The following is a 24,990-nucleotide window of genomic DNA, read 5'->3' as shown; positions in this document are numbered from 1 at the left end:
ACGGATGAATATATTTCAGAAATCACTCAACGCTTGAATCATCGGCCAAGAAAAAGACTCGGCTTTAAAAGTCCGAGTCAGGTATTATGGCAACAACATGGTGTTGCACTTCAAATGCTAATCTAAGCTTGTATATAAGAGCAATAATGGCTTGGGTATTTGTTCGGCTTTAGGGTTAAGTGAAACTGCATGAGAAGATTGAGCCTACTCTTAAATAAGAGTGAAGTTTGAAGGCTCTGAAAAAAACGAAGCCATAAAAAAGCAGTGCGAACACTGCTTTTTTAATTCATCCAGAATGTATAACTCACTCAAAACTTAGTTTTTGCTGGTTTTTAAGCTTTGAGTTAAGCCATTAATATCGCCACCTTGAATGCCAAGTTCACTCATTAAGCTGTCAATTAGCGGGGCTTGAGAGCGATAGCGTAGGGCACTATTCACGACTTGATCAGACAATGCAACTTGACCTTGTTCGCCTTCAACACCAGCTGTTGAGCCAGTTACACCACCAAGACCATTGACTTGCAAAATCTTAATGTCGTCAATGTTTTCCATTGGTTTTACGCTTTCACGGATAATTTCAGGCAAGTACTTCAGCATCGCTAAACGAATCTGCATTTCAACCTGTTCAGATGACAATACGTTATTTGCTTCGTTTACAGCGCGTGTACCTTCAGCATCCACTTGATATTGTTTTTCCATCGCCTGTGCGAGCAAAACTTTCGCATCTGCTTCACCTTTGGCTTTTAAGCGAACTTTTTCGGCTTCTGCTTCAGCTGCAATACGTATCGCTTCTGCATCATCAGCAGCAGCTTGTTTGCCTGCTTCGGCAGCCACAGTAATTGCAATCGCTTCTTTCTCTGCTTTTTCTTTTGCAGATACCAATTCAACAGCCTTTTGACGCTCTGCTTGTTGAATTTGGCGGACGGTAATCACTTCTTCTTCAGCTTTTACCGCTTGAGCACGAGCTTGATCGGCATGTGCTTTGGCTTCAGATTCTGCACGAGATTTTTCCGCAATCGCAATTGCGCGGTCTTGCTCAGCCAGTTCAATGGTTTTCTTTTGCTCTACTTGTGCTTGCTGAATGATCTGTGACTTTTGAATATTTTGATTTTCAACGTCACGGGCAGCAGTAATACGCTTTAAGTCGACTTCACGTTCAGCTGCAATACGCGCTTCTTCAGCTTCACGTTTTTTAGCTGCTTCTTGCGATGCAATTTCTGCAAGCTGTTCTGCGCGACGTACAGAAATTTCACGTTCTTGTTGTAACTTGGCATATTCTTCTTCACGTAGAATCTGCAAGCGAGCTTGTTCTGCTTCTAAGTTTTTGGTTTTGATCGCTAAGTCAGCATCTTGCTCAATTGCATTACGCTTACGACGACGGTCTTCAATGGTTTCTGTGAGTTTAGTTAAACCTTCGGCATCGAAGGCATTTTGTGGGTTAAAGTACTTAAAGCCAGTTTGGTCTAAGCCCGTTAATGAAACAGTCTCAAGCTCTAAACCGTTTTTATGCAAATCTTCAGATACGACCTGCTGTACTTTTTGCACAAAGTCGACACGTTTTTCATGTAATTCTTCCATCGCCATTTCAGCGGCAACGGCACGAAGCGAGTCAACAAATTTACCCTCAACTAAATTTTTCAGCTCATTGGGTGACATGGTTTTTTGACCCAAAGTTTGTGCTGCTGTTGCAATGGAGTCAGCAGTTGGTTTTACACGTACATAAAACTCTGCCATCACGTCCACACGCATACGGTCGCGGGTAATCAGCGCTTGGTCATCCGCACGGCGTACTTCTAGGCGTAGGGTATTCATATTGACTGGAATAATTTCATGTAACACAGGGAGCACAATTGCACCGCCACCTAAAATTACTTTTTCACCGCCAAAGCCAGTACGCACAAAAGAAATTTCTTTGCTTGAGCGACGGTAAAGTCGAGCCAAGATAAAACCAATAAAAATAAATGCTGCAAAGATAATGCCTACGCTAATGAGTAGGCTACTTGGAATCATGTCTAACATTGTTGTAAATAACTCAAGATTGTTGTAATTGAATAAAAAATAAAATTAAAGAGAATAAATTAAAGTACTTATACAGATACAGCCTGAAAAACGGTTTTGATTTTATGCGTTAAAATAACAGACTGACCTTGACCAAATGTCGCTTCGGTTTCAGGTTCGACCAAAATGTAATGCGTTGTGCCATGGTGATCGATCACTTTGGCCTGAGCAGGGTAGTTTTGTCGTGCTTCACCCAAAATAATGGTTGCTGTACGGCCAATTAACTCATCACTATAAATGGCCATCGTTTCATCTTGAGGTAAGATTTTTGCCACTAACTTCGCTACAGTGCGAACCACAGGCATACATAAAAACAGGCAAGCAAATGAAATAAGCCAAACATTAAACAACATGTCGGTCATTTGAAGGGTGATGCCTTGAATGATAAAACCTGTGAGCGCATAGGCTGTTAAAAAGATAATTAACCAAACAAACAAAGGAACACGTCCTAAGTAAAGCCAATCTAAAGCCTTACCCATTAAGCCGTGATCGGCATCAATGTGTGTTTCTGCATTGGGAGTTGCGCTATCTGTTAAAAATTGGTCAAGCAGTGTTTGTGAACCGCCTCCAATGATTGTTAGCAGAATTTCAAAAATCCCAAACAAAAACATTAAGCACAAACTGGTGCTAAATGCGATGTTCGCTGGATGTGTGAATAATTCCCACATATAGGTTGTTCTCTTTTATATTTGGAGTTTTGTTTCAAACATTTAAGCTTAAATGTTTGCTGGCTACTCATATTTATTCAATTAAATATACCATTGAATGATGGAGTTGTGTAAAAAAATAGCTGACAAAAATTGTCAAAATGTATAAGAAATTTTCATCTCAATTGCATATTTTTTGCATAAAACGTGCTTTAAATCTTGAAAGATTGGCATTTTATTTGATTGAGTCACGCTTTAAATGTGGTAAAAATACAGCATGCGTTTACTCAAATTACATGTTTTAAATTGACTCAGCTTTATTATTTTTGTATTTGAGCCATCAGAATAGAACTTAGCCAGTCCTTATTTAACTGGCTAAACCACAGAGTAGGTGCAAGATCTCAATACCTACACATCTTAATTTCATACAGTGCTTTAACTTTTGTTATTTCAAACGATGTGTTTGGTGTACATAGGCTCGTATTTAGAGTAAAGAGGTTTGAATACGGACTTTCATATCTAAGGCATTTTGTTCAATAAATGCTTTCATCCATTGCACTTGTTCACCCATAGGATTGGTTTTTACAGCGCTGTCTAAAAATGCCATTTCAGGCAGTGCATATAGTTGCTCTTCAATGGCATTTTTTAATTGGGTAGCATTGCAGGCCAAGGGCATACTAATGGTATAAAAACCTTTCGGATAATTATAAAACGCATACAGTAAATTAAAGGCCCGTTGATCGCCTTTTAAATTACCCGCACCAATTTCATAGCGACGGTCTTGGTTGCTGTGGGTAATCCCAATCACAAATTCCCACTTTTGCTCCGAAAGTCGTAGACCAAATTGCAGACCTAATTGATCAGAGCTCAGTTCATGTTGTACAAAATTATTCAGTGCTGAACCGTCTTCGCTCAAGGCTTCTTGTAAAATAAGCATGTGTTGCTGATGCTGATAGATAAAGCCAGCAAGTTTCGCCTGTGCTAAGCGGGCATTAAGTGCTTCAAGGTCAAAATGGCTATAAGGCATAGTCTATGGGTGAGATTGGCTAGATTCACTTTAATCTAAAGTGAAAAATGAAACTTGCAAATACATGCTTAAGAGTTATTAACTATGGCGTTATTGTTACCTAAACTTAATATTTTGGCGCTAAAGCGCTAGAATCAGCTGGTTTGATATAGTGTGCTTTATTGATTAATTAAAATTGATATGTACTATCAGCAAAGTTTTATATGACGAATTTGCATATCAATATAATAAAACAAGCAATAGTTTAGATAACTAAATCACTATAATGAATATAAATTTTCAAAAGTGTCATAAGTACACGTTTTTCTAAGCTGGTGTTGTCCATGTCGTTAAATGAGGAAAGACTTACTCATCTTAAACAGCTAGAAGCTGAGAGTATTCATATTATCCGTGAAGTAGCAGCTGAGTTTGAAAACCCAGTCATGCTCTACTCGATTGGTAAAGATTCAGCAGTCATGCTGCATTTAGCATTGAAAGCATTCTATCCTGCCAAACTACCATTCCCACTACTGCATGTAGATACGGGTTGGAAGTTTAAAGACATGATTACTTTCCGTGACAACATGGCGAAAGAGCATGGCTTTGATTTGATCGTGCATCAAAACAAAGAAGGTAAAGATGCAGGTGTAAACCCATTCGATTACGGTAGCTCTAAATATACTGACATCATGAAAACTCAAGGCTTAAAACAAGCACTTGATAAATATCAGTTTGATGCTGCCTTTGGTGGCGCGCGCCGTGACGAAGAGAAATCTCGTGCTAAGGAACGTGTTTACTCATTCCGTGATACCAAACACCGTTGGGACCCTAAAAACCAACGTCCTGAGCTTTGGAACCTTTACAACGGTAAAGTGAACAAAGGCGAAAGTATTCGTGTGTTCCCATTGTCTAACTGGACTGAGTTGGATATTTGGCAGTACATCTACCTCGAAAACATTAAATTGGTTCCTTTGTACTTGGCTGCTGAACGTCCAGTGGTTGAGCGTAGCGGTACACTGATCATGGTTGATGATGAGCGTATGCGTTTGAACGAAGGTGAAGTGCCACAAATGAAATCGGTGCGTTTCCGTACTTTAGGTTGTTACCCACTTACAGGTGCGGTTGAATCAACTGCAACAACTTTACCGGAAATTATCCAAGAGATGCTTTTAGCCACCACATCTGAACGTCAAGGCCGTATGATCGACCATGACGAAGCAGGTTCGATGGAAAAGAAAAAGCAGGAAGGTTACTTCTAAGAATCTCATAATCTCCCCCTAACCCCCTCTTTACTAAAGAGGGGGTACTCCCGAGAAAGAACGGAGCGAAGTCTCCCTTTCTTAAAGGGAGATTTAGAGGGATTAAAAAGATTCAGAAACCGATTTCAAAAGAATATGTGGAGCTTTGAGCAATGTCTCATCAATCAGATTTAATTAGCCAAGACATCTTGGCGTATTTAAAACAACACGAAAATAAAGACCTTCTACGTTTCCTGACTTGCGGTAACGTGGATGATGGTAAATCGACTCTAATTGGCCGTTTACTTTACGATTCAAAATTGATTTATGAAGATCAATTGCAAGCCGTGACTCGTGACTCTAAAAAAGTGGGTACTACGGGTGATGCACCTGACTTGGCTTTACTTGTCGATGGTTTGCAAGCGGAACGTGAGCAGGGTATTACTATTGACGTGGCTTACCGTTATTTCTCTACAGAAAAACGTAAGTTCATTATTGCCGACACCCCAGGGCATGAGCAATACACACGTAACATGGCAACTGGTGCGTCGACTGCCGATTTAGCGATCATCTTGATTGATGCGCGTTATGGCGTTCAAACGCAAACTCGTCGTCACTCATTCATTGCGAGTCTTTTGGGTATTCGTAATATTGTGGTTGCAGTGAACAAAATGGACTTGGTTGAATTCTCTGAAGCGCGCTTCAATGAAATTCAAGCAGAGTACAACGAGTTCGTAAACCAATTGGGCGACCGTAAACCTGCGAACATTATCTTCACGCCAATTTCTGCGTTGAATGGTGATAACGTTGTAAACAAATCTCCATCTACACCTTGGTACCAAGGTCAGACTTTAATGGAGACTTTGGAAACTGTTGAAATTTCGCATGATACGAGCAAGCACGAATTCCGTTTCCCAGTTCAGTATGTCAACCGTCCGAACCTCGACTTCCGTGGCTTCTGCGGTACGATTGCACTTGGTGAAGTGAAAGTTGGCGATACCATTACTGCATTGCCATCTGGTAAGTCGTCTACTGTTAAAGAAATCGTGACTTTTGACGGTAACTTAGACTATGCTGTTGCAGGTCAAGCGGTAACACTTACGCTAAATGATGAAATTGATATTTCACGCGGTAACGTGTTGGTAAAAGCGGGCGAACAACCGTTAATTTCACGTTCTGCACGTGCCTCTGTGGTATGGATGACAGATGCGCCTTTAGTGGTTGGCAAACTGTATAACGTGAAGTTTGGTACACAAACTATTCCTGCGAAAGTTGCGAAAATCAACTATCGTACCAATGTAAACACATTGGAAAAAATGGAAGTGTCTGAGCTTGAGTTAAACTCAATTGCGGATGTAACCATCGAGTTTGATGCGCCAGTGGTATTTGACCGCTATCAAGACAGCCGTTACACAGGTTCATTTATCTTTATTGACCGTTTAAATAACGTAACTGTTGGTGCGGGTATGGTTGAGTCTGCAATTGAATGGACTGCACACAACGAGCCTGTGACTGCTGAAGTGCGTGCTGCACGTTTAGGTCAAAAACCTGCTGCGGTAACTGTGACTGCGAAAGCCCTTGAAAATGCGCAAGCGATTGAAAGTTTGTTGATTCAGCAAGGTGTAGTTGCGATTGCGAAAGCTGGTTTAACTGTAGAGCAAATTGCACTAGTTCGTGAAACTGGTGTGGTTGTGATTACAGATACTGCTGAAGGTACTGATGTGACTTATACAGTTGAGTCTGCTGAAGAAGTTGCTGAGAAAATTGTTGAGTTAGTTCGTCTGTAATTGGTTGAATTGATTTAAAAAAAGACCCGCCGAAAGGCGGGTTTTTATAAAAAATATATAAATTTAACGATTTAAGTTGATTTTGTTTTAAGCATCCCAATAAAAAGAAATAGAAAAATTTCATGGATGATTCGATGACAGTACCACGTAACCCTGAATTATATCATATAGCACACATTGATAAACTTTCTTCGATAATATCCCATGGATTATTGTCAGATAGTCTTGTGTCTCAAAATCAGTTTGGTGGTACGGTAATTGGTCTAAGTCATATAAAGCAAAGGCGTTTAACGGAGCTGACTTTAAGTTGTTATCCTAATTTATATGTAGGGCAATGTGTTCCATTCTATTTCTGTCCTAGATCAGTAATGTTATATATGATTAATCAGGGTAATTCGGATTTAACCTACGATGGAGGGCAGTCTAATATCATTCATTTACGTTTTGATATGCATGAATGTGTTCAATGGGCAATAGCTAATAGTAGACGTTGGGTCTTTACCTCTACTAATGCTGGATCTAGATTTTTTGAAGATTACAATAATTTAAGTGATCTAATTTTATTAGACTGGAATGCTATTTTCAGTCGATATTGGAGTAGTTGCCGAGATCAAAAACAAGCAGAATTTTTGATTGAGAATTCAATTCCATGGAGCTTAGTTAAAGAAATAGGTGTTTGTAATCAAGCTATGTTGACTAGAGTTAACACTGTATTGGTTGGTCAAAGCTATAGGCCTCATGTTAGAATTATGCCAGAATGGTATTATTGAGATTTCGTTATGATTAGATTTACTCATGGCGACATATTAAAAGCAGATGTCGAAGCTATTGTAAACACAGTTAATTGTGTAGGAGTAATGGGGAGAGGTATTGCTCTTCAATTTAAAAAAGCATGGCCAGAAAACTTTAAACAATATGCTTTAGCTTGTAAACATAACGAAGTAGTACCTGGAAAAATGTTTGTTTATGAAACACTAGAATTAACAAATCCTAGATATATCGTTAATTTCCCAACAAAAAGACATTGGAAAGGTGCTAGTCGTATCGAAGATATAGATTCAGGTTTAAATAGTTTGGCTTTAGAAATTAAGAATAAAAAAATAAGCTCAATTGCAATACCTCCATTAGGTGCAGGTTTAGGTGGTTTAGATTGGCATAATGTAAAAGATAAAATAGTTCAACATTTAAGTGATCTATCTGATGTTGATATTCTTGTTTTCGAACCACTAAGTTTAGATACAAAAATTGAGAAAGTTATCAATAAGAAAGTTCCCAAAATGACGCCTGGGCGTGCAATTTTAATTGAGCTAATGCAAAGATATTTAAAGGGTTTATTGGATCCTTTTGTATCATTATTGGAGGTTCAGAAACTTTTATATTTTATGCAAGAAGTTGGCGAGCCATTACGTTTGAATTATACAAAGGCGCATTATGGTCCTTATGCAGATAATCTAAGACATGTATTGAATGTGATGGAAGGTCATTATATTCATGGTTATGATGATGGTGGAGATGATCCATCGAAAGCTTTAAGCTTGGTGCCGGGAGCAATTGAAGAAGCTAGAGAGTTTCTTAAAAGCTATCCTGAGACATTAGAGCGCTTCGAAAAGGTTACAGATATAGTAGATGGTTTTGAAAGTAGGTATGGTTTAGAGTTACTAGCATCTGTTCATTGGGTAGCTAAATATGAAGGATCTAATAATAGGGAAGATTTAGTAAATAAAATTCACAATTGGAATTTAAACAAAAAAAATTTTACTCCACGTCAAATTGATATCGCATATAAAAACTTACAAAACAATTATGTATTGTTGTAATTAAAAACCACCATCAAGGTGGTTTTGTTTAATTTAATATGAAGAATTAAAAAATGCATTAAGATGCATCTTAATTAATCTTAAGGTGTATCTTTACAATGTCAAATTCAGATCTTTTCGCAGCTAATAGTAGCCCTGTTAAAACACGCAGATGTCTTTTAGTAGCAGGGCTTTTTTCACTCAAATCGAATCTTTGCCAAAACGCTTCTTCAACTTGTTTACATAACGCTTAAACGGCCAAGTGAACTGCTTTACAAAGCTATTGGGAATCTTATAGCCAACTGTCCCATATACACTCGCCAAATGATTCGGCATATACACCGACTTAAACACCACATCATAAAGCGGAATAAAAGCAGCATAATTTTTATCAATCGCAGGCTTTTCCGAAGAATGATGCCAATGATGAAACTCAGGTGTAGCAATAATCCAGCGCAAATACGGAAAGCGAAAACGCACATTCGAATGAATAAAAATCGCGTGAAAAGAAATAAACACCAAATACGCAAATACCGCAGAAGTATGAAAACCTAAAAGAAAAATAGGCAAAGTAGCAATAAAGCGCGTCATTAAAACTTCAACAATGTGCAAACGAGAAGACGCCAGCCAATCCATTTGCTCCGTAGAATGGTGAATAGCATGAAAACGCCATAAAAAATTCACCTCATGCATAGCACGGTGCAACCAATAGGTTGTGAAATCTACCACAATTAATAGCTCAATAAACTGCAGCCACATCGGCTGCGCTTGCACCCAAGGAACAATCGGGTTAGAAGGCAGGTGCGTAATCCAATATTGAATTGGCATTACGGTTAAAAACGAAAACAGCTGAATCCCCACATGGCTAAACATAAAATACTTCATGTCTGTCACCCAGCCTACACGCAATAACTTTTGTTCCTTATTTTTGGCAAAAAAACCTTCAAGCGGAATAAACACAGCCGCCAAAATAATCAGCGTAATCACAAAGTAATCAAAACCTGCATAAAATGGCAAAGCAGGAAGCGTAGGCGCTTTAATTAAGCCACAGCCCAAAACCACAGCCAGCAAACTAAAACACAGCCCATAAAAACCATATCTATTTTGCTTAATAATGGCGCTATAAGCCCCAAAACCCGCAGCCAAAACAATTCCCGCCAAAAGCGTGTAATAAAACACATCATAATGCTTGCTATACAGTGGGCGTAATTCGGGGGTGGTTAGTACACTAGGAAACAAAAAGCACAAAGCAGAAAATATGCCTAAAAGCCCTAAGGACATGGACATAAACGCACTGATTTTGCCTTGGCCAGCTTGAAGTTCAAGATTCTCAAATTTATGTCGCAGATGATCGGTCATTGTTATTCTTTATATCGTGATTGTTATTGGTTTTAGGCGGTATGCTTAATTTAAACACAGTCGAATTATATACGAAATTGTGCGATGAAATCGAATGCTGAAAAATTTTAGGCTGTACACATCACCAAGATGTACTGCCAAAACAGAGTTGAATTTCAACACATTGCCCAGCAAATCAAACGCTAAAGCTCACGTTAGGGCAGAAAATAAATCATTTGTGCTGATTGTGTATACAGAGTTGAAAATTTTTTAATTTAATATAAGATATATCTTAATAAATCTTAAGGTGTATCTTTGCGATGTCAAATTCTGACCTTCTTGCTGTTAACGATAGTCCTGCTAAAACCCGCAAACGCTTGTTTGAAGCAGGGCACATGAAACTATTGGTGCTACATTTGATCTCTCAAGCGCCTAAGTTCAGCTACGATATTATCAAAGATGTCGGTGCAATCGTCGGCGGTGGCTACAGCCCAAGCACAGGGACAATTTACCCAACGCTGAATTACCTCGAAGAACAGCAATACATACACGCAGAACTGAATGCAGAAGACCGTAAACAATACAGCGTTACGCAGTCAGGCATACAGCACCTAGATGCAGAAAAAGCCACAGTAGAGAAAATTCTGTGCCGTTTTGATACCCGCAAGCAAATTCATAACAATGAACAATACGTTGACATCAAGCGTGCGATGGAAAACCTAAAAGCATCACTACGCATCAAAATTCAGCACTGTGAACTGACATCTGAACAGGTGTATGCCATTGCAGAAAAAATCGATCAGGCGGCCGTCGAAATCAGCCGTATGGAGGTGTCTTAGTGAAACAGCATCAATATGAAATTACACTCAAACACATTGCGGATGCACAGGGCAATCCATCGACCTATACAGAAGCTTTGCAGTTTAATGCCTACAACCATGATGACCTGTTTAAGGTGCTGGAGCATTTGACCAAAGCGCAATTATTAGATGATGAAAAGACCAAAGCCTTTGCCGTGGGTCTGAAACTATTTGGTGAAACTTTGTTGGAAAATAAAGACCATCCTTTATTTAAAGATTTCATGCCGTATTTTGGTCAGTTTATGAAAACACTGAAACAAACCGTAAAAGCCCAGAACTCAGCCCAAGACGAACAATAGGTATTTACAGATGAATCAACTCCCAAAATTTCATCCCAAACACATGACTTGGCTGATGCCCCTAATCTTGTCCGGCATTATGAGCGGTTCAATTTCCTGCTTTAACATGCTGATGAATAAAGGCTTAGTTGAAGGTTTTCTTGGCATGTGGCTGCGCGCATGGAGCATGTCGTGGATGATGGCCTTTCCGCTCATTTTGATCGTGTTGCCATTGGTGCGTAATACGTTAATGAAGTTTGTACGCCTGCCGAATGAACCGACCTCCAAATAACAGTTAGGAAATTTGCTTAGTCATTGTCTGAGTGTGACTGCATAGCGCTTAGAATGATGGCTGTTAATTCAGAAAGTGATTTGACACCTGCAATACGTTGAATCACTTGCCCGCGATAAAACACTAAGGTTGAAGGCAGTCCATAAACCTTATAACGCAAGGTCAGTATCGGTGAGGAATCAACATTCACCTTGCCAAATTTGAGCCGTGCATGCTGCGAAGACATTTGGCTTGCACATTGTTCAAATACAGGGAAGTTCTGTACACATGGCGCGCACCAGTCTGCATAGAAGCGAATCACGGCAAAACCATCGAACCATTCATAGTCTTTAGCGTTATCTTTATTGTATTCAACGATCTGAGACATGCTTGGCCTATTATTCATTTACGAAATACAGTACAGATTATACATAAGTCCATGTTTATTCATTCTGCGGCATTTCTATGTTCAAATAGTGCATAGATAGATGAATAGTCAATAATTGAAAAGGAAAAACAATGTCACAGCAAAGCATGCAGCAGGTCATTATTACTGAACCGGGCGGTGTTGAAAAACTGGCCTATGAAAGTGTTGCCATCCCAGAGGCGAAAGCGGATGAAGTGCTGGTTAAAGTGCATGCCTTTGGTATTAACCGCCCAGACATTTTACAGCGCCAAGGCTTGTATCCAATGCCGAAAGGCGTGACGCCAGTACCGGGTTTAGAGGTTGCAGGCGAAGTGGTTGCTGTAGGTACTGATGTCACTTTATTTAAGGTGGGTGATAAAGTCTGCGGTCTGACCAATGGTGGCGGTTATGCAGAATATTGCGTGGTGCCTGAAAGCCAAACTATTCGTATTCCTGAAGGTGTTAGCTTTACTCAAGCGGCGGCCATTCCTGAAACATTCTTTACAGTTTGGGCCAATGTATTCCAAATGGCGCATGCCAAAGCAGGTGAAACCGTACTGGTGCATGGTGGCGCAAGCGGTATTGGCACCACTGCGCTAATGTTATGTAAATCTTTGGGTCTAAAGTCATTTGCAACCGTGGGTTCAGATGAAAAAGTAGCCGCTATTTCAAATTTAACCACAGCCATTAACTATAAAACTCAAGATTTTGAGCAAGTGATTAATGACGCAACCGAGAATGGCGGTGTGGATGTGGTTTTAGATATGGTGGGCGCGCCGTATTTAGAAAAGAACTTGAATCTGCTGCGCCGTGACGGGCGTTTGGTGTATATCGCTTTCTTAGGTGGTGCAAAAGCCAAAGACGTGAAATTGGGTCAAATCATGATGAAGCGTTTGACTATTACAGGTTCTACCATGCGCGCGCGTAATACCGCAGAAAAGGCCGAAATTGCACAAGGCTTGCAAGAGCATGTGGCACCGCTATGGGCAAAAGGTGAATGCTTACCAATGATCTATAAGACATTTAATTTTGATCAAATTCAAGAAGCACATGCGTGTATGGATACGGGTGAGCATATTGGAAAAGTTGTGGTAAATGTGACTGCATAAATGAGCAAAAACTGAATAAAAGCCAGCTCTTTGAGCTGGCTTTTGTTTTTTATAAGAAAGTGTGAGGTGCGTCAAATTATGTGCTTAAAATAAATCATAAAATTTGCCAAAAAGTAAAAAAAATGCAAATTATTCGACACAACCTGTCCAAAGTTTTGTATAAATTAGGTAATTAATAAATCACACTATTTTTTGAAGTTTTGTGTTAAATCACATTCAGGGAGGGATTATGAAAATTATTCCAAATGCTTACACGGATTTGCATAGTGGTCGAGCTTTAAAGCGTCTACATAAAGGAATTATACGCAATAAAGTGGTCGTGCGAGATTTGCATAAACTCTATAAAGCCATGTTGCATCTAGAGCGATATATTGACCGTTTAGCACAAAATTAAAGCCCAGCTTCATGTGAGTTTAGGTGTCTTGGGATTAAATCGGGTAGGTTGTCGCTAAAAATAACGCTATTTAAAAAGCGTATTAAAAAGAGATTGTATGAAAGAAAATCCTTCGACGCATGAACGTCTTGCTGAGCGTTTGGCCAGTATACTGACCAAGCTAAATGCAGGAGCACGTTTGTCGATAAAAGAGTTGGCGCTTGAATATTCAGTCAGCACAAGAACGATTAGCCGTGACTTTGATCGTATGAGTAGTAATTTGCCACTTTTACAAGATGAGCAAAGCAAAAAATTCTATTTAGACCCTGCCTATTTAACCAAAGTTAAGCCTCATGATTTTAAGCACTTTGCTCAAATTTCAGGGGTAGAGCAACTGTATCCCTCATTAGATTTTCCTTTTTTAAAGGAACTGTTAAATCAGCAGGCATCAGAGGTGTATAGCGCTAAAGGTTACGAATATGAAGATGCCTCACTATATATTGAATTATTTCAAAGCTTAAGTAGTGCTATACAGCAGCATCGTCAAATTGGTTTTTTATATAAAAATGAACCTAAATTGGTACAGCCTTATCGTTTAATTCATCATCATGGTAGTTGGTACTTGGCGGCTGTCCGTAAAGGACAATTAAGAACTTATCGTTTAAGCCACATGCAGCTACAAGCAACCAAGCATGAATATGAGACATTTCTTCCAGATCATACTGTGTTAAGCAGTTTGCAAGATGAAGACAGTATTTGGTTTGGTCAAGATAAGTTTGAGGTGCAGATTAAAGTCGCTTCGAATATTGCAAGTTATTTTAAGCAACGACGCTTGTTGCCAGAGCAACAGATCTTACAAGAGCTGGAAGATGGGGCATTAATTTTAAGTTGTCAGATTGCACATACCATGCAACTGTTGCCTTTAATACGTTTTTGGATACCAGGCTTATCCATTTTACAGCCAGAAAGTTTAAGGCAAGAACTTAAACAGAGTTTGATGATGTATTTGCAAGATCAATGTGCTTAGCTATAAATGTTGAAATTATTTCAAAATAAATAAAATTTTAACTGTTTTTCCACAGCATCCGTAAGGGTGCTTTTTTTATGCGTTCAAAACGAAGAAGGGGGATTGACCAATAAAATGATGCGAAAGCCAAATTTTAGGCATAAAAAAACCAGCTTAACGCTGGGTTCTTTATATGCACCAATCAATCTGTAGTAGAAAGATGGTGCCCGAGGCCAGACTCGAACTGGCACGACTTGAAGGTCGGGGGATTTTAAATCCCCTGTGTCTACCGATTTCACCACTCGGGCTTAACAAGATGGAGGCGGAGGTCGGAATCGAACCGGCGTACACGGAGTTGCAGTCCGCTGCATGACCACTCTGCCACCCCGCCATGTCTTGTTGATGCGTATATTAGCAAGCTCAGAAAAAAAAACAATAGCTTGTTCATTCGGATGCGCATAAAAACAGCATATAGCGGAAAATAATTAAAATTATCATGTATTATGTGCAAAATTGATTCATATCATCACTTGGAGATGTGCCGTGGCATTAGTTTTAGATGGTCGTGCATTGGCGAAGCAAATTGAAGCTGACTTGTTAACACGCGTAGAAGCGTTAAAAGAGAAGTCAGGTCGTACCCCAATTCTTGCGACTATTTTGGTAGGTGACGATGGTGCATCTGCAACTTATGTGCGTATGAAAGGAAATGCTTGCCGCCGTGTCGGTATGGATTCATTAAAAGTTGAACTTCCTAAAGAAACCACAACTGAACAATTGCTTGCTGAAATTGAAAAATTAAATGCAAACCCAGATGTTCACGGAATTTTGTTACAACACCCAGTCCCTGCTCAAATTGATGAACGTGCTTGCTTCGATGCAATCTCGCTTGCAAAAGACGTAGATGGCGTGACTTGCCTAGGTTTTGGCCGTATGGCAATGGGTGAAGCAGCTTACGGTTCAGCTACACCTGCTGGCATCATGACGATTTTGAAAGAAAACAACATCGAAATCGCGGGTAAACATGCGGTTGTTGTGGGTCGTTCTGCTATTTTGGGTAAACCAATGGCTGCAATGCTACTTGAAGCGAATGCAACAGTAACGATTTGCCACTCACGTACACAAGATTTAGCAAGCTTTGTTAAGCAAGCAGACATTATTGTGGGTGCTGTTGGTAAAGCTGAATTGATTCAAAAAGATTGGATCAAACCGGGCGCAGTGGTTGTAGATGCTGGCTTCCATCCACGTGATGGCGGTGGTGTTGGCGATATTCAATTGGTAGGTATTGAAGAAATTGCTTCTGCTTATACGCCAGTTCCAGGCGGTGTAGGCCCTATGACGATTACAACTTTGATTCGTCAAACTGTTGAAGCTGCTGAAAAAGCTTTAGGTTAATGTTTTAATTAAATGATCTTAAAGTCAGAACGGAGTCTTACCGTTGTGACTTATAAATGTAAGAAGCTCGTATGTTACTTTTGTTTCGGCAAAATGAGAAGCGAGCTTCGCAAGAAAACCATTTGTCATCTGCTGAAATCGACATATTTTGTCTTTTGATTAATGTTGTCGCAGAAACAGTGTTAATTTGAATGAGGTCTGCCTCAAACAGCAGCAGATGACGATGTCGTGTATCCAATACGTTTATAAATTCAAATAAAATTATCCCCAAGGCTTAATATGAGCTGTACTTTCCAATTCCCCCAAGCCCCTGAGCACCTCCTTAAAGCACTGCATAATGTGATTCCACACTGTGAATTGCATGCACAGCAATTGCCTGAAACCCTAATTTCTTTGTGGCTGATTCCACCTGTATTTCCAACGGATAAAATGGATGACGAAGTCATTCGCCGTATTTGGAATGACACGCCGTATTGGATTTTTTGTTGGGCTTCAGGGCTTGCGATGGCGCAGTGGTTGCTGGCAGAACCTCATCATGTTAAAGACAAAGTGGTGTTGGATTTTGGTGCGGGTTCAGGTGTAGTTGCAATTGCTGCCAAAATGGCAGGGGCAAAGCGTGTGATTTGCTGTGATATTGATCAAGTGAGCTTGGATGCTTGTCGTGCAAATGCCGAGTTGAATAATGTTGAGCTTGAATATTTAGATGATCTGTATAAGGCAGAGCAAGTCGATATTCTGTTGGCGGCGGATGTGTTGTATGACCAGTGTAACCGTTTTTTCTTAGATGAGTTTTTAAAGTTTGCGCCAGAGGTTTGGGTAGCAGACAGTCGTGTCAAAAATTTTAGTCATCCAAAGTATGAAAAACTCGATGAGCGTAGTGCAACCACTTGGCCAGATTTGGATGAATCACCTGAGTTTCGCAATGTCAGCTTTTATAAGACACGATAAGAATTGCTGTGTTAAAACAAAATAAGACGCTTGAGCGTCTTATTTTTTTATGTATGCATTGCATTATGAGCAAGTGTAACGCACCACACGTAAGGTTGCAGGGCGTGCATCTAGTGCATTTTGTGCACCGAGGTTGTCTGTATTGCGTAGATCTGGTGTATTGCTTAGCCCAAAGCTTGCGCGAGAGTTGCCAATTTGACGACCATATTGCTGCGCTGTGGTTGCTGGGTTGGCAATTTCATTAATACTTAAAATATTCAGCTTAAATGTGCGATGTTGTCCAAGTACTTTTTGGCAGGCGCGCTGTAATTTATTTTCGTCTAATTGTTGATTTTGTCGTCCAGCCAAGGTGTAAGCCAGCGTCGCACTTGTGGTATTTTGTGCTTCAATTTGATACCCAGCATGGCCATTATAAGTTTGGGGAGTGCTTTGGCAAGCTGCTAAAAATGTGGTGCAACATCCTAAAGTAAACAATTTAAGTGCTATTTTCATGAAGGTCATTTCCAGTCTTGTTATTTCTATGGCTGAGTATGACATAAACAGACCTTAGACTCGATGGCGAAAATGCAGGTGACCTTATAAAAACATGATGCAGTGTGGAAATATGCCACTGCAGTTGAGCAGTGGCAGAGCGCTTAGTGTTCTTTAATTTGAGAATGGTGTTTAGTGTCTTTCATAAAGATATATACCAGCAGTGAAATAAAGATCATCACGGTGACATAAACAAAGAACCACGATTCATGACCTGCTTCTTTAAAGCTGAGCGCAAAGAATTCTGCAGTACCCCCAAAAATTGTATTGGCTAGCGCATAAGGAAGTGCAACACCTAAAGCACGAATATGCGCAGGGAACATCTCTGCTTTTACTACAGCATTAATAGAAGTATAGCCTGTAACAATGATGAGACCTGCTAAACATAACCAAAATGCAGTCCAATAGTCCTGTGTTTGTCCCAAGGCATCAAACAGCACGTATGTAAATAGAACGCCCAATACACCAAAGGCGATCATAATAGGTTTACGACCAATTCTATCAGACAATGCACCTGCAACAGGCTGTAAGCACATGAAAATAAACAGAGCTAAGGTGGTAATTTGCGTTGCGGCGGGTTTGCTAAAGCCTGAAGTATTGACCAAATATTTTTGTAAATAGGTGGTATAGGTATAAAAAGCCAAAGTACCCCCTGCGGTAAGAAAGAGCACCGTAAAAGCTTCTTTAGGATAGTGTTTAAATAAGGAAAGTAAGCCAGATTCAGGTTGGTCTTTTTCTTTTTGTGCATTTTGAAATGATTGTGTTTCGAGTAAGCCACGACGGATACGGAACACCACAACAGCCAAACAAGCACCAATGAAAAATGGGATACGCCATCCCCAATCATGTAGCTGTTGCTCTGTCAGTAGCCATTGCAGTATCAGTAAAACGCAGAGCGCAGTGAGCTGCCCAGCAATTAAGGTCACATACTGGAAACTCGAAAAAAAGCCTCGGTGGTTTTTCTCAGCCATTTCACTTAAATAAGTCGCACTGGCACCATATTCACCACCAACACTTAGGCCTTGAATTAGCCGTGCGACCACTAAAATAATGGGCGCGAAGATGCCGATTTGGTCATGCGTAGGTGAGATGGCGATCATTAATGAGCCAATACACATGAGCGTAACAGACAGGGTTAAACCCGATTTACGGCCTTTTTTGTCAGAGTAAACTCCCATAATCCATGCACCAATTGGTCGCATGAGGAAACCGACAGCAAAAATGGCTGCTGCTTGGAGGAGTTGGGCAGTTTGGCTACCTTGTGGGAAAAAGGCATGGGCAAAATAGAGTGTGAAGGCAGCATAGACATACCAGTCATACCATTCAACTAAGTTGCCAGCAGAACCACCCAAGATGGATTTAACCCGCGTTTTGGTGTCCAGCGGCGCAGGCTGCATTGCGGTATTCGTCATTGTTATATCCATTTATTTTTGTTTGAAGTTTTATCTTAAGTCTGCTGCTTTGCTGGAAAGGTAACGAAATTAAACAAATTGTATATAAAATGTTCATTATGCCGAAGAGGTGTTACATTGAATTGAGCACTTATTTATGCTGAGTGGTGGTAAATATAAGTTGAGTGAATTTTTTCTTAGTGATGGAATGGTGACTTGGGATTGGAAGAATTAAAAAATGCACTGAAAATAACAATAAGAGGAGACGCTTATGCATGATTTATATGACTTGGCGATCATTGGTGGAGGAATCAATGGTGCGGGTATTGCTGCAGATGCGGCAGGACGCGGTTTAAGTGTCTTCTTATGTGAAAAAGATGATTTGGCTTCGCATACTTCTTCTGCGAGTTCTAAATTGATACATGGTGGTTTGCGTTATTTAGAGCATAAAGAATTTCGCTTGGTGCGTGAGGCATTGGCAGAACGTGAAGTGCTGTTAAAGAAAGCCCCACATTTGGTACATCCTATGCGTTTTATTATGCCTCATCAGCCTCATTTAAGGCCTGCATGGCTAATTCGAGCAGGTCTATTTATCTATGATTATTTAGGTAAGCGTGAACAGTTACTCGGGTCAGAACAAGTATTTTTTGAAAGCCCTGACAGCCCGTTAAAAGCGAATTTTAGCCGAGGCTTTGAATATTCCGACTGTACGGTTGATGATGCGCGTCTGGTGGTGGTGAATGCAATGCAGGCACATGAGCATGGCGCTAAAATTATGACGCGAACGATTTGTTTGTCCGCACAGCGTATGGCGGGTGTTTGGGTGCTGGAATTAGAAAAAGATGGACAACGGTTGTGGATTAAAGCCAAGGCATTGGTTAATGCTGCCGGCCCTTGGGTTGCTCAATTTATTCAGCAAAGTCTGGCGCTAAAACCTGCTTATGGTATACGGTTGGTACAAGGTAGTCATATCATTGTGCCTAAGCTGTATGCTCAAAATAAAGCCTTTATTTTGCAAAATCATGATCAACGCATTGTTTTTGCCATTCCGTACTTAAATCAATATACCTTAATAGGTACGACGGATCGTGAGTATACCGGCGACCCTAATACAGTCGAAATCAGCCCTGAAGAAATCAATTATTTATTGGATGTGTCCAATGCACATTTTAAAACACCGCTGACAGCGCTAGATATTATTGCAACTTATTCTGGTGTGCGACCGCTGTGTGATGATGAGTCGGATAACCCAGCTCCGGTTACTCGTGATTATACTTTGGCTCTAGATGTAACTCTTGATGAAGCACCGCTACTTTCGGTATTTGGTGGGAAGTTGACGACATATCGCAAATTAGCTGAAGCAGCATTAGAACAGTTAAGGCCATTTTTTGGTGATTTGGCACCTCACTGGACGGAAAGTGCGTTATTGCCAGGTGCAGAGCAGTTTTCATCTATAGACCAACTTGCGACTGAGATCGGGTATAAAATAAAAGGGCTAGACGAATATACAATACAGCGCTGGGTTTATGCCTACGGCACACGGGTGTGGAGTTTGATCAAGCAAGCTGGATCAGTTTATGAATTAGGGCAGAACTTTGGTCATGGTTTGTATGCGCTAGAAGTCGATTATTTGGTTGAGCATGAGTGGGCAGTGAGTAGTGAAGATATATTAAAACGTAGGACGAAACTGTATTTACAATTTAGTGTGGATGATACGCAGCAATTGGATGATTATTTAACGGCGCTACATGAGCACCGTATGAAAAAGAATGTTGCGTAGTAGATATCTTTATTTACTATTGCGAATTTATTTCTGAAGTCATCAATTTGTTAATCATTGATTGAATTTGTGGAATAGCATCAATTGGATTGAAGTTGTTGGTTTTATTGATGAAATCTGAGCCTATTAACATAGGCTTATATTTAGATTTCCATCTTTCAGCCATTATATATGCGCGCGTAACAAAAATATTGGGTAACTGTGGCACTTTATAATATTTAAAAATTCTATCAGGGAGGCAGGCATCAATTATAATATCATCACCAATCGTAACCCACGCATGAACATTTTGGACGCCAGATCTAATATTGTTTTTGTATTCGTGCGTTAAGTTTTCTAAAGTGACATCAAATTCATCTGTGTGGAAAATTTCAACTTCTCCAAAAACTATTTCAGCATCACAGTTTAGTGCGTTTAACCATGCATATAAAGCTGCAGAAAAATTAATACAAGAGGCTCCTCTATAATTATTTCCAAATTGACTGATAAGAATAGGTAAAATTCTTTCATTTAATAAGAATGATAGTTCTTCAAGTTTTTTATTAGATATTTTTGAATATGGTTTTATGGGAATAATATTTTCAAAATCTAATTTTTTAGATTGTTCCAAAGCTTCGATAGTCTTTATTCTATAGGTGGTAGAATATTTTTTATTCATGAAATTGAGAGATAATCTATTGATTTTATTAATTGTATCACTAAATTGGGTTTATAAGAGTTAATGGTAAAAGATTTAATAAAAATAAAAAAGACCGCATATAGCGGTCTTTTTTTTAATCGCTTAAATGATTAAGCAGATTTAACAGCAGCTAAAAGCTCGTCTTGGCGAGTTTTAAGCGCAGCTGGTAAACGGTCACCTAACTTGTTGAACAATTCAGTGTGGCTTTCAAGTTCTTTGATCCATTGATCTTTGTCTTGAGAAGTAACAAGGTCAAATTGTTCTTTAGTGAAGTCTGAACCAGTCCAGTTCAACTGTTCGTAAGTTGGTACACGGCCGATTGGTGTATCAATTGCAGTAGCACGACCTTCACAGCGGTCAATGATCCACTCAAGAACACGCATGTTTTGACCGAAACCAGGCCATACGAAGTTGCCTTCAGCATCACGACGGAACCAGTTCACGTTGTAGATACCCGGAAGTTTGTTACCAGCAGCTTCTGCTTTAGCAGCAACTTCTTCACCCATTTCTAACCAATGAGAGAAGTAGTCAGCCATGTTGTAGCCAGCAAATGGAAGCATCGCGAATGGGTCGCGACGAACAATACCTTGTTGACCAACAGCAGCAGCAGTTGTTTCAGAGCCCATAGTTGCAGCTTTATAAACACCGTCAACCCAGTCAAATGCTTCTGAAATTAGAGGCACTGTGTCTGCACGACGACCACCAAAGATGAACGCAGAAATTGGCACACCAGCTGGATTTTCCCAGTCAGCGTCGATAGAAGGGCATTGACCAGCAGCAACAGTGAAGCGCGCATTTGGATGCGCAGCTTTTTCAGCGCCAGTATGCGGTTGGCCTTTCCAGTTTGTAAGATTAGCAGGCACTTCTTTAGAAAGACCTTCCCACCATACTTCGCCATTGTCTGTCACAGCAACGTTTGTATAAATAACGTCTTTGTGAAGAGTAGCCATACAGTTCGGGTTAGTCTTAGTATTTGTACCAGGCGCTACACCGAAGAAACCAGCTTCAGGGTTGATTGCATATAAGCGACCGTCTTCACCTGGTTTGATCCAAGCAATATCGTCACCTACAGTTTCAATTTTCCAACCTTCATAACCAGCTGGTGGAATCAACATTGCAAAGTTTGTTTTACCACAAGCAGATGGGAATGCAGCTGCGATGTAGTGTTTTTCGCCTTGTGGATTAGTCACACCAAGGATCAGCATGTGTTCAGCTAACCAACCTTGTTGACGACCCATTGAAGAAGCAATACGTAAAGCTAGGCATTTTTTACCCAACAATGCGTTACCGCCGTAACCAGAACCGTAAGACCAGATTTCACGAGTTTCTGGGTAATGAACGATGTATTTTTCAGGGTTGCAAGGCCAAGCAACGTCTTTTTCGCCCTCTGCAAGTGGCGCACCAACAGTGTGTACGCAAGGTACGTATTCGCCATCAGTACCAAGAACGTCATAAACAGCTTTACCCATACGAGCCATTTTAGACATGCTTACAGCAACGTAAGGAGAGTCAGTAAGTTCGATACCGATGTGAGCAATATGAGAACCTAAAGGACCCATAGAGAAAGGTACTACGTACAAAGTACGACCTTTCATTGAACCGTCGAATAAACCGTTAAGACGAGCACGCATTTCAGCTGGAGCTTCCCAGTTGTTTGTTGCGCCAGCATCTTCTTGCTTTTCAGAGCAGATGTAAGTACGACCTTCAACACGAGCAACGTCAGAAGGATCAGAATTAGCAAGGTAAGAACCAGGATGTTTTTCTTGGTTAAGTTCTTGCATTGTGCCGTTAGCGATCATCAAGTCGATATAACGTTGATATTCTTCTGCGCTACCGTCACACCATTCGATTTTTGCTGGTTTGGTTAATTTTGCAATTTCTTCCACCCAAGCAATAAGCTTAGGGTGACGAACGAATTCTGGTGCGTTCACTTGGGTCATGGTGAGGCCTATCTAAAGTGTGTACAAACTGTACAAAGTCTAATCTGTGCAAAGGGTTACAATGCGCAGATGAAATATTAAAAAAAGTGGCGCTATTAAAGCATAATTTCATAAAAAAAATAAGACTAAAGAAGTGGTAGATTTTATTTGGTAGATAATGCTATTTATGATTTATTTTGTTAAATAACAATAACTTGTGTTATTTTAATTATTTTTTAATCATATTTTTTGTTTTAATGGGTATTATTTATTTTATATATAATTATATAAAACAATGGCTTGTACTTGCTTTGTGATTGGGAAATATTATTGATTAAATAAATGGTGGTAATTCGAATTTTACATAAAGGTGCTATTAATTGTTGATAAATTCTACAAAATAATAATATTCAGGGTTGAGACGTATAAAAAATGTCTAAACAAACGAAACCTTTATCCATTATATATAATCAAAATTCAGGTTTTCATGCCAATCAAAAAGAAGATGGATATGAGGAAATATTGCATATTTTCTCGGCGCATGATTTTGAAATACAGTCATTTGAAATTAGTGAATTTGGAAACTTTGCAAATTTCATGTCGCATGTGTTAGCGCGTCATCAACAACTTGATAATCATGGAGTTGTGGTGGTTGCGGGTGGAGATGGCACCTTAAATGCTGTTGCGCAATACTTAATGGGTACGTCAATTCCAATGGGAATATTGCCTTTAGGTACATTTAATTATGTTGCACGTGTGTTGGATATACCACTGCAATTAAAACAGGCTGCAGAAGTTATTGTGCAGGGGCTAATTCGTGAAACGCATGTTGCCAGCATTAATAACCATATTTATTTAAATAATGCGAGTTTGGGGTTATATCCTTTATTTATAAAAAAACGTGAAATTTATAATCAACGTTTTGGGCGCTTTCCAGTACATGCATACACTTCGGGCTTAGATGTATTAATTCGTGATCGCAAGGAATTAAAACTACAGATTGAAGTGGATACTATTTATTATCCTGTTAAAACACCGCTGATTTTCTTTGGTAATAATCAGCTACAGTTGGCAGATCTAAATTTAAAAATTGCAAAACAGGCTGCTTTAGGCAAAGTCGCAGGCGTAGTGGTTGCTAAGAGCGATAAACTCAGCTTGTTTAAAATGCTGTGGCAACTGATTCGTGGCAACCTAGAACATACTCCAGATGTTTATAGCTTTGCTGCAGATGAAGTCAAAATACATGCAAATAGTAAAAAACTAACCGTGGCTGTCGATGGGGAACTTAAAGAGTTATATCCACCTTTATGTATAAAGGTACATAAACATGCCTTAAAGATTATGGTGCCTAATGTTAGTTCATCTTTCTGATTTACATTTTGGGACAGAGCAACCCGAATGTATACGTGCCTTAGGTGATTTTTGTGCCCTGCATCAACCTGAGCTTATTGTTGTGAGTGGGGATTTAACCCAGCGCGCACGTTTTCAGCAATTTTATGCTTGTAAGCAATTTTTAGAGAGTTTAAAGCGTCCATATTTGGTGGTGCCTGGAAACCACGATATACCGCTATTTCATTTGTGGAATCGATTTATTAGTCCATTTGCGCGTTATCAACTTTTTTTTGGCAATATGGAAACAACGCTAGAAACAGAACATTTCATGATTGTTGGGGTAAATAGCATCCGTCGACGTTACCATACACGTGGACATATTTCTTTGGCGCAAATTGCAGAAGTGGATCAATTGCTTAAGCAAGCGCCACAGCAAAAGCTTAAATACGTGGTTGCACATCAGCCATTTTATATACCGCCACAAGAGAAAGAAGCGTTGAAAGATTGTCCTGTGCTCGGGCGAATGGCTTTACAGACTTGGGCTAAAAATGGATTAAATGGGCTATTGCATGGGCATTTACATCAAGCAGCGCGCTATGATTTAAATCAAATTTATCAGTTGGGTTGTGATCATCCTATTTGGGAGATTCATGCAGGAACGGCGACATCACATCGATTACATCATGGTTTAGCCAATAGTTTTAATACTCTTGATATGCACGGAAATATGCAAGCTTATGTCTTTGATATGGCCAGCCAACAGTTTTGTTTGGCGCAACAATTAGAAGCTTTAATTTAGAAAAGATTGAAACTGCATAAAAAATCTACAAAAAAAGCACTTTTTT

General features: G+C 39.8%; 24 protein-coding genes and 2 tRNA genes. 15 read left to right on the top strand and 11 right to left on the bottom strand.

What is annotated here, in order from left to right:
• Positions 1-315: 315 nt before the first annotated feature.
• From DYI81_RS14480 to DYI81_RS14470, 3 genes are all read right to left on the bottom strand, one after another.
• A complete protein-coding gene (locus tag DYI81_RS14480) occupies positions 316-2,019 on the bottom strand; it encodes a flotillin family protein (RefSeq protein WP_106985719.1) in 1,704 nt (567 codons plus the stop codon).
• A 68-nt stretch (positions 2,020-2,087) separates the two neighbouring features.
• Positions 2,088-2,726, bottom strand: a complete 639-nt coding sequence (locus tag DYI81_RS14475; protein WP_106985718.1) for a YqiJ family protein — start codon at positions 2,724-2,726, stop codon at positions 2,088-2,090.
• Positions 2,727-3,189: 463 nt separating this feature from the next.
• The gene (locus DYI81_RS14470; protein ID WP_106985717.1) at positions 3,190-3,732 is read right to left on the bottom strand and encodes a hypothetical protein; all 543 of its coding nucleotides are present in this window, start codon (positions 3,730-3,732) and stop codon (positions 3,190-3,192) included.
• A gap of 323 nt (positions 3,733-4,055) precedes the next feature.
• On the opposite strand from DYI81_RS14470, the gene cysD reads away from it, so the two are divergent.
• The 4 genes from cysD (at position 4,056) to DYI81_RS14450 (ending at position 8,553) form a co-directional block, all read left to right on the top strand.
• Positions 4,056-4,970 (top strand): sulfate adenylyltransferase subunit CysD, encoded by a 915-nt coding sequence (gene cysD, locus DYI81_RS14465; RefSeq protein WP_106985716.1) that lies wholly within the window; start codon positions 4,056-4,058, stop codon positions 4,968-4,970.
• Positions 4,971-5,122: 152 nt separating this feature from the next.
• Entirely contained in the window at positions 5,123-6,736 is a 1,614-nt protein-coding gene (cysN, locus tag DYI81_RS14460) for a sulfate adenylyltransferase subunit CysN (RefSeq protein WP_106985715.1), read from the top strand.
• Between the two features lie 134 nt (positions 6,737-6,870).
• The gene (locus DYI81_RS14455; RefSeq protein ID WP_106985738.1) at positions 6,871-7,506 is read left to right on the top strand and encodes a DUF4433 domain-containing protein; all 636 of its coding nucleotides are present in this window, start codon (positions 6,871-6,873) and stop codon (positions 7,504-7,506) included.
• Positions 7,507-7,515: 9 nt separating this feature from the next.
• Positions 7,516-8,553 (top strand): macro domain-containing protein, encoded by a 1,038-nt coding sequence (locus DYI81_RS14450; RefSeq protein ID WP_106985714.1) that lies wholly within the window; start codon positions 7,516-7,518, stop codon positions 8,551-8,553.
• A gap of 180 nt (positions 8,554-8,733) precedes the next feature.
• On the opposite strand, the gene DYI81_RS14445 is transcribed toward DYI81_RS14450, so the two are convergent.
• On the bottom strand, positions 8,734-9,891 hold the full coding sequence (locus DYI81_RS14445; RefSeq protein WP_106985713.1) for a sterol desaturase family protein: 1,158 nt from the start codon (positions 9,889-9,891) through the stop codon (positions 8,734-8,736).
• Positions 9,892-10,190: 299 nt separating this feature from the next.
• Here DYI81_RS14445 and DYI81_RS14440 point away from each other — a divergent pair, with 299 nt between their 5' ends.
• Genes DYI81_RS14440 through DYI81_RS14430 form a run of 3 tightly spaced genes read left to right on the top strand, consistent with a single transcriptional unit; the run spans position 10,191 to position 11,300 of the window.
• Positions 10,191-10,709 carry a PadR family transcriptional regulator gene (locus DYI81_RS14440; protein ID WP_106985712.1) on the top strand — a complete coding sequence of 173 codons (519 nt, stop codon included), beginning with the start codon at positions 10,191-10,193 and terminating at the stop codon, positions 10,707-10,709.
• A complete protein-coding gene (locus DYI81_RS14435; protein ID WP_117007951.1) occupies positions 10,709-11,029 on the top strand; it encodes a DUF3861 domain-containing protein in 321 nt (106 codons plus the stop codon). The genes DYI81_RS14440 and DYI81_RS14435 overlap by 1 nt, the downstream gene beginning before the upstream one ends.
• A gap of 10 nt (positions 11,030-11,039) precedes the next feature.
• Positions 11,040-11,300 carry a DUF2798 domain-containing protein gene (locus DYI81_RS14430; protein ID WP_117007950.1) on the top strand — a complete coding sequence of 87 codons (261 nt, stop codon included), beginning with the start codon at positions 11,040-11,042 and terminating at the stop codon, positions 11,298-11,300.
• A 16-nt stretch (positions 11,301-11,316) separates the two neighbouring features.
• On the opposite strand, the gene DYI81_RS14425 is transcribed toward DYI81_RS14430, so the two are convergent.
• On the bottom strand, positions 11,317-11,667 hold the full coding sequence (locus DYI81_RS14425) for a thioredoxin family protein (RefSeq protein ID WP_117007949.1): 351 nt from the start codon (positions 11,665-11,667) through the stop codon (positions 11,317-11,319).
• Positions 11,668-11,798: 131 nt separating this feature from the next.
• On the opposite strand from DYI81_RS14425, the gene DYI81_RS14420 reads away from it, so the two are divergent.
• From DYI81_RS14420 to DYI81_RS14415, 3 genes are all read left to right on the top strand, one after another.
• On the top strand, positions 11,799-12,794 hold the full coding sequence (locus DYI81_RS14420; protein WP_117007948.1) for an NAD(P)H-quinone oxidoreductase: 996 nt from the start codon (positions 11,799-11,801) through the stop codon (positions 12,792-12,794).
• Between the two features lie 229 nt (positions 12,795-13,023).
• Positions 13,024-13,188 (top strand): hypothetical protein, encoded by a 165-nt coding sequence (locus DYI81_RS17970; RefSeq protein ID WP_165382512.1) that lies wholly within the window; start codon positions 13,024-13,026, stop codon positions 13,186-13,188.
• A gap of 97 nt (positions 13,189-13,285) precedes the next feature.
• The gene (locus DYI81_RS14415) at positions 13,286-14,194 is read left to right on the top strand and encodes a WYL domain-containing protein (RefSeq protein WP_117007947.1); all 909 of its coding nucleotides are present in this window, start codon (positions 13,286-13,288) and stop codon (positions 14,192-14,194) included.
• A gap of 200 nt (positions 14,195-14,394) precedes the next feature.
• On the opposite strand, the gene DYI81_RS14410 is transcribed toward DYI81_RS14415, so the two are convergent.
• Both DYI81_RS14410 and DYI81_RS14405 read right to left on the bottom strand, forming a co-directional pair.
• A tRNA-Leu gene (locus DYI81_RS14410) sits at positions 14,395-14,481 on the bottom strand.
• A gap of 9 nt (positions 14,482-14,490) precedes the next feature.
• A tRNA-Cys gene (locus DYI81_RS14405) sits at positions 14,491-14,564 on the bottom strand.
• Between the two features lie 152 nt (positions 14,565-14,716).
• Here DYI81_RS14405 and folD point away from each other — a divergent pair.
• Together folD and DYI81_RS14395 are read left to right on the top strand one after the other, a co-directional pair.
• Positions 14,717-15,565: a bifunctional methylenetetrahydrofolate dehydrogenase/methenyltetrahydrofolate cyclohydrolase FolD gene (gene folD, locus DYI81_RS14400; RefSeq protein WP_117007946.1), complete on the top strand. Its 849-nt coding sequence runs from the start codon at positions 14,717-14,719 to the stop codon at positions 15,563-15,565.
• A 279-nt stretch (positions 15,566-15,844) separates the two neighbouring features.
• A complete protein-coding gene (locus tag DYI81_RS14395; protein WP_117007945.1) occupies positions 15,845-16,513 on the top strand; it encodes a 50S ribosomal protein L11 methyltransferase in 669 nt (222 codons plus the stop codon).
• A 63-nt stretch (positions 16,514-16,576) separates the two neighbouring features.
• Here the strand turns inward: DYI81_RS14395 and DYI81_RS14390 are convergent, their stop codons facing one another.
• Together DYI81_RS14390 and DYI81_RS14385 are read right to left on the bottom strand one after the other, a co-directional pair.
• Positions 16,577-17,005, bottom strand: coding sequence for a hypothetical protein (locus tag DYI81_RS14390; protein ID WP_117007944.1), 429 nt, complete (start codon positions 17,003-17,005; stop codon positions 16,577-16,579).
• 143 nt (positions 17,006-17,148) lie between these two features.
• Complete coding sequence (locus DYI81_RS14385) at positions 17,149-18,468, bottom strand: MFS transporter (protein WP_106985704.1); 1,320 nt, start codon at positions 18,466-18,468, stop codon at positions 17,149-17,151.
• A gap of 238 nt (positions 18,469-18,706) precedes the next feature.
• Between DYI81_RS14385 and glpD the strand changes: the two genes are divergently transcribed.
• A complete protein-coding gene (gene glpD / locus DYI81_RS14380; protein WP_117007943.1) occupies positions 18,707-20,215 on the top strand; it encodes a glycerol-3-phosphate dehydrogenase in 1,509 nt (502 codons plus the stop codon).
• Between the two features lie 16 nt (positions 20,216-20,231).
• Here the strand turns inward: glpD and DYI81_RS14375 are convergent, their stop codons facing one another.
• Positions 20,232-20,873, bottom strand: a complete 642-nt coding sequence (locus tag DYI81_RS14375; RefSeq protein WP_117007942.1) for a hypothetical protein — start codon at positions 20,871-20,873, stop codon at positions 20,232-20,234.
• Positions 20,874-21,004: 131 nt separating this feature from the next.
• On the bottom strand, positions 21,005-22,834 hold the full coding sequence (locus tag DYI81_RS14370) for a phosphoenolpyruvate carboxykinase (GTP) (RefSeq protein WP_117007941.1): 1,830 nt from the start codon (positions 22,832-22,834) through the stop codon (positions 21,005-21,007).
• A gap of 411 nt (positions 22,835-23,245) precedes the next feature.
• Here DYI81_RS14370 and DYI81_RS14365 point away from each other — a divergent pair, with 411 nt between their 5' ends.
• Together DYI81_RS14365 and DYI81_RS14360 are read left to right on the top strand one after the other, a co-directional pair.
• On the top strand, positions 23,246-24,184 hold the full coding sequence (locus DYI81_RS14365; protein WP_106985700.1) for a diacylglycerol kinase family protein: 939 nt from the start codon (positions 23,246-23,248) through the stop codon (positions 24,182-24,184).
• Entirely contained in the window at positions 24,165-24,944 is a 780-nt protein-coding gene (locus tag DYI81_RS14360; RefSeq protein ID WP_117007940.1) for a metallophosphoesterase family protein, read from the top strand. Before DYI81_RS14365 ends, DYI81_RS14360 begins: the two co-directional genes overlap by 20 nt.
• Positions 24,945-24,990: the final 46 nt, after the last annotated feature.

Origin of the sequence: Acinetobacter sp. SWAC5 (assembly GCF_003419885.1) — a bacterium.
Taxonomy (GTDB): Bacteria; Pseudomonadota; Gammaproteobacteria; order Pseudomonadales; family Moraxellaceae; genus Acinetobacter; species Acinetobacter cumulans.
This window is presented reverse-complemented; position numbering and strand designations above follow the sequence as displayed.

Excerpts from the sequence above, each read along its gene's own strand:
- DYI81_RS14455 (WP_106985738.1), top strand. The coding sequence starts at position 6,871 with ATGACAGTACCACGTAACCCTGAATTATATCATATAGCACACATTGAT.
- DYI81_RS14415 (WP_117007947.1), top strand. The coding sequence starts at position 13,286 with ATGAAAGAAAATCCTTCGACGCATGAACGTCTTGCTGAGCGTTTGGCC.
- DYI81_RS14480 (WP_106985719.1), bottom strand. The coding sequence starts at position 2,019 with ATGTTAGACATGATTCCAAGTAGCCTACTCATTAGCGTAGGCATTATC.
- DYI81_RS14440 (WP_106985712.1), top strand. The coding sequence starts at position 10,191 with ATGTCAAATTCTGACCTTCTTGCTGTTAACGATAGTCCTGCTAAAACC.
- DYI81_RS14370 (WP_117007941.1), bottom strand. The coding sequence starts at position 22,834 with ATGACCCAAGTGAACGCACCAGAATTCGTTCGTCACCCTAAGCTTATT.
- DYI81_RS14420 (WP_117007948.1), top strand. The coding sequence starts at position 11,799 with ATGTCACAGCAAAGCATGCAGCAGGTCATTATTACTGAACCGGGCGGT.
- DYI81_RS14375 (WP_117007942.1), bottom strand. The coding sequence starts at position 20,873 with ATGAATAAAAAATATTCTACCACCTATAGAATAAAGACTATCGAAGCT.
- DYI81_RS14390 (WP_117007944.1), bottom strand. The coding sequence starts at position 17,005 with ATGAAAATAGCACTTAAATTGTTTACTTTAGGATGTTGCACCACATTT.
- DYI81_RS14360 (WP_117007940.1), top strand. The coding sequence starts at position 24,165 with ATGTTAGTTCATCTTTCTGATTTACATTTTGGGACAGAGCAACCCGAA.
- cysD (WP_106985716.1), top strand. The coding sequence starts at position 4,056 with ATGTCGTTAAATGAGGAAAGACTTACTCATCTTAAACAGCTAGAAGCT.
- DYI81_RS14450 (WP_106985714.1), top strand. The coding sequence starts at position 7,516 with ATGATTAGATTTACTCATGGCGACATATTAAAAGCAGATGTCGAAGCT.
- DYI81_RS14425 (WP_117007949.1), bottom strand. The coding sequence starts at position 11,667 with ATGTCTCAGATCGTTGAATACAATAAAGATAACGCTAAAGACTATGAA.
- DYI81_RS17970 (WP_165382512.1), top strand. The coding sequence starts at position 13,024 with ATGAAAATTATTCCAAATGCTTACACGGATTTGCATAGTGGTCGAGCT.
- cysN (WP_106985715.1), top strand. The coding sequence starts at position 5,123 with ATGTCTCATCAATCAGATTTAATTAGCCAAGACATCTTGGCGTATTTA.
- DYI81_RS14430 (WP_117007950.1), top strand. The coding sequence starts at position 11,040 with ATGAATCAACTCCCAAAATTTCATCCCAAACACATGACTTGGCTGATG.
- DYI81_RS14385 (WP_106985704.1), bottom strand. The coding sequence starts at position 18,468 with ATGGATATAACAATGACGAATACCGCAATGCAGCCTGCGCCGCTGGAC.
- DYI81_RS14365 (WP_106985700.1), top strand. The coding sequence starts at position 23,246 with ATGTCTAAACAAACGAAACCTTTATCCATTATATATAATCAAAATTCA.
- DYI81_RS14475 (WP_106985718.1), bottom strand. The coding sequence starts at position 2,726 with ATGTGGGAATTATTCACACATCCAGCGAACATCGCATTTAGCACCAGT.
- glpD (WP_117007943.1), top strand. The coding sequence starts at position 18,707 with ATGCATGATTTATATGACTTGGCGATCATTGGTGGAGGAATCAATGGT.
- DYI81_RS14470 (WP_106985717.1), bottom strand. The coding sequence starts at position 3,732 with ATGCCTTATAGCCATTTTGACCTTGAAGCACTTAATGCCCGCTTAGCA.
- DYI81_RS14445 (WP_106985713.1), bottom strand. The coding sequence starts at position 9,891 with ATGACCGATCATCTGCGACATAAATTTGAGAATCTTGAACTTCAAGCT.
- DYI81_RS14395 (WP_117007945.1), top strand. The coding sequence starts at position 15,845 with ATGAGCTGTACTTTCCAATTCCCCCAAGCCCCTGAGCACCTCCTTAAA.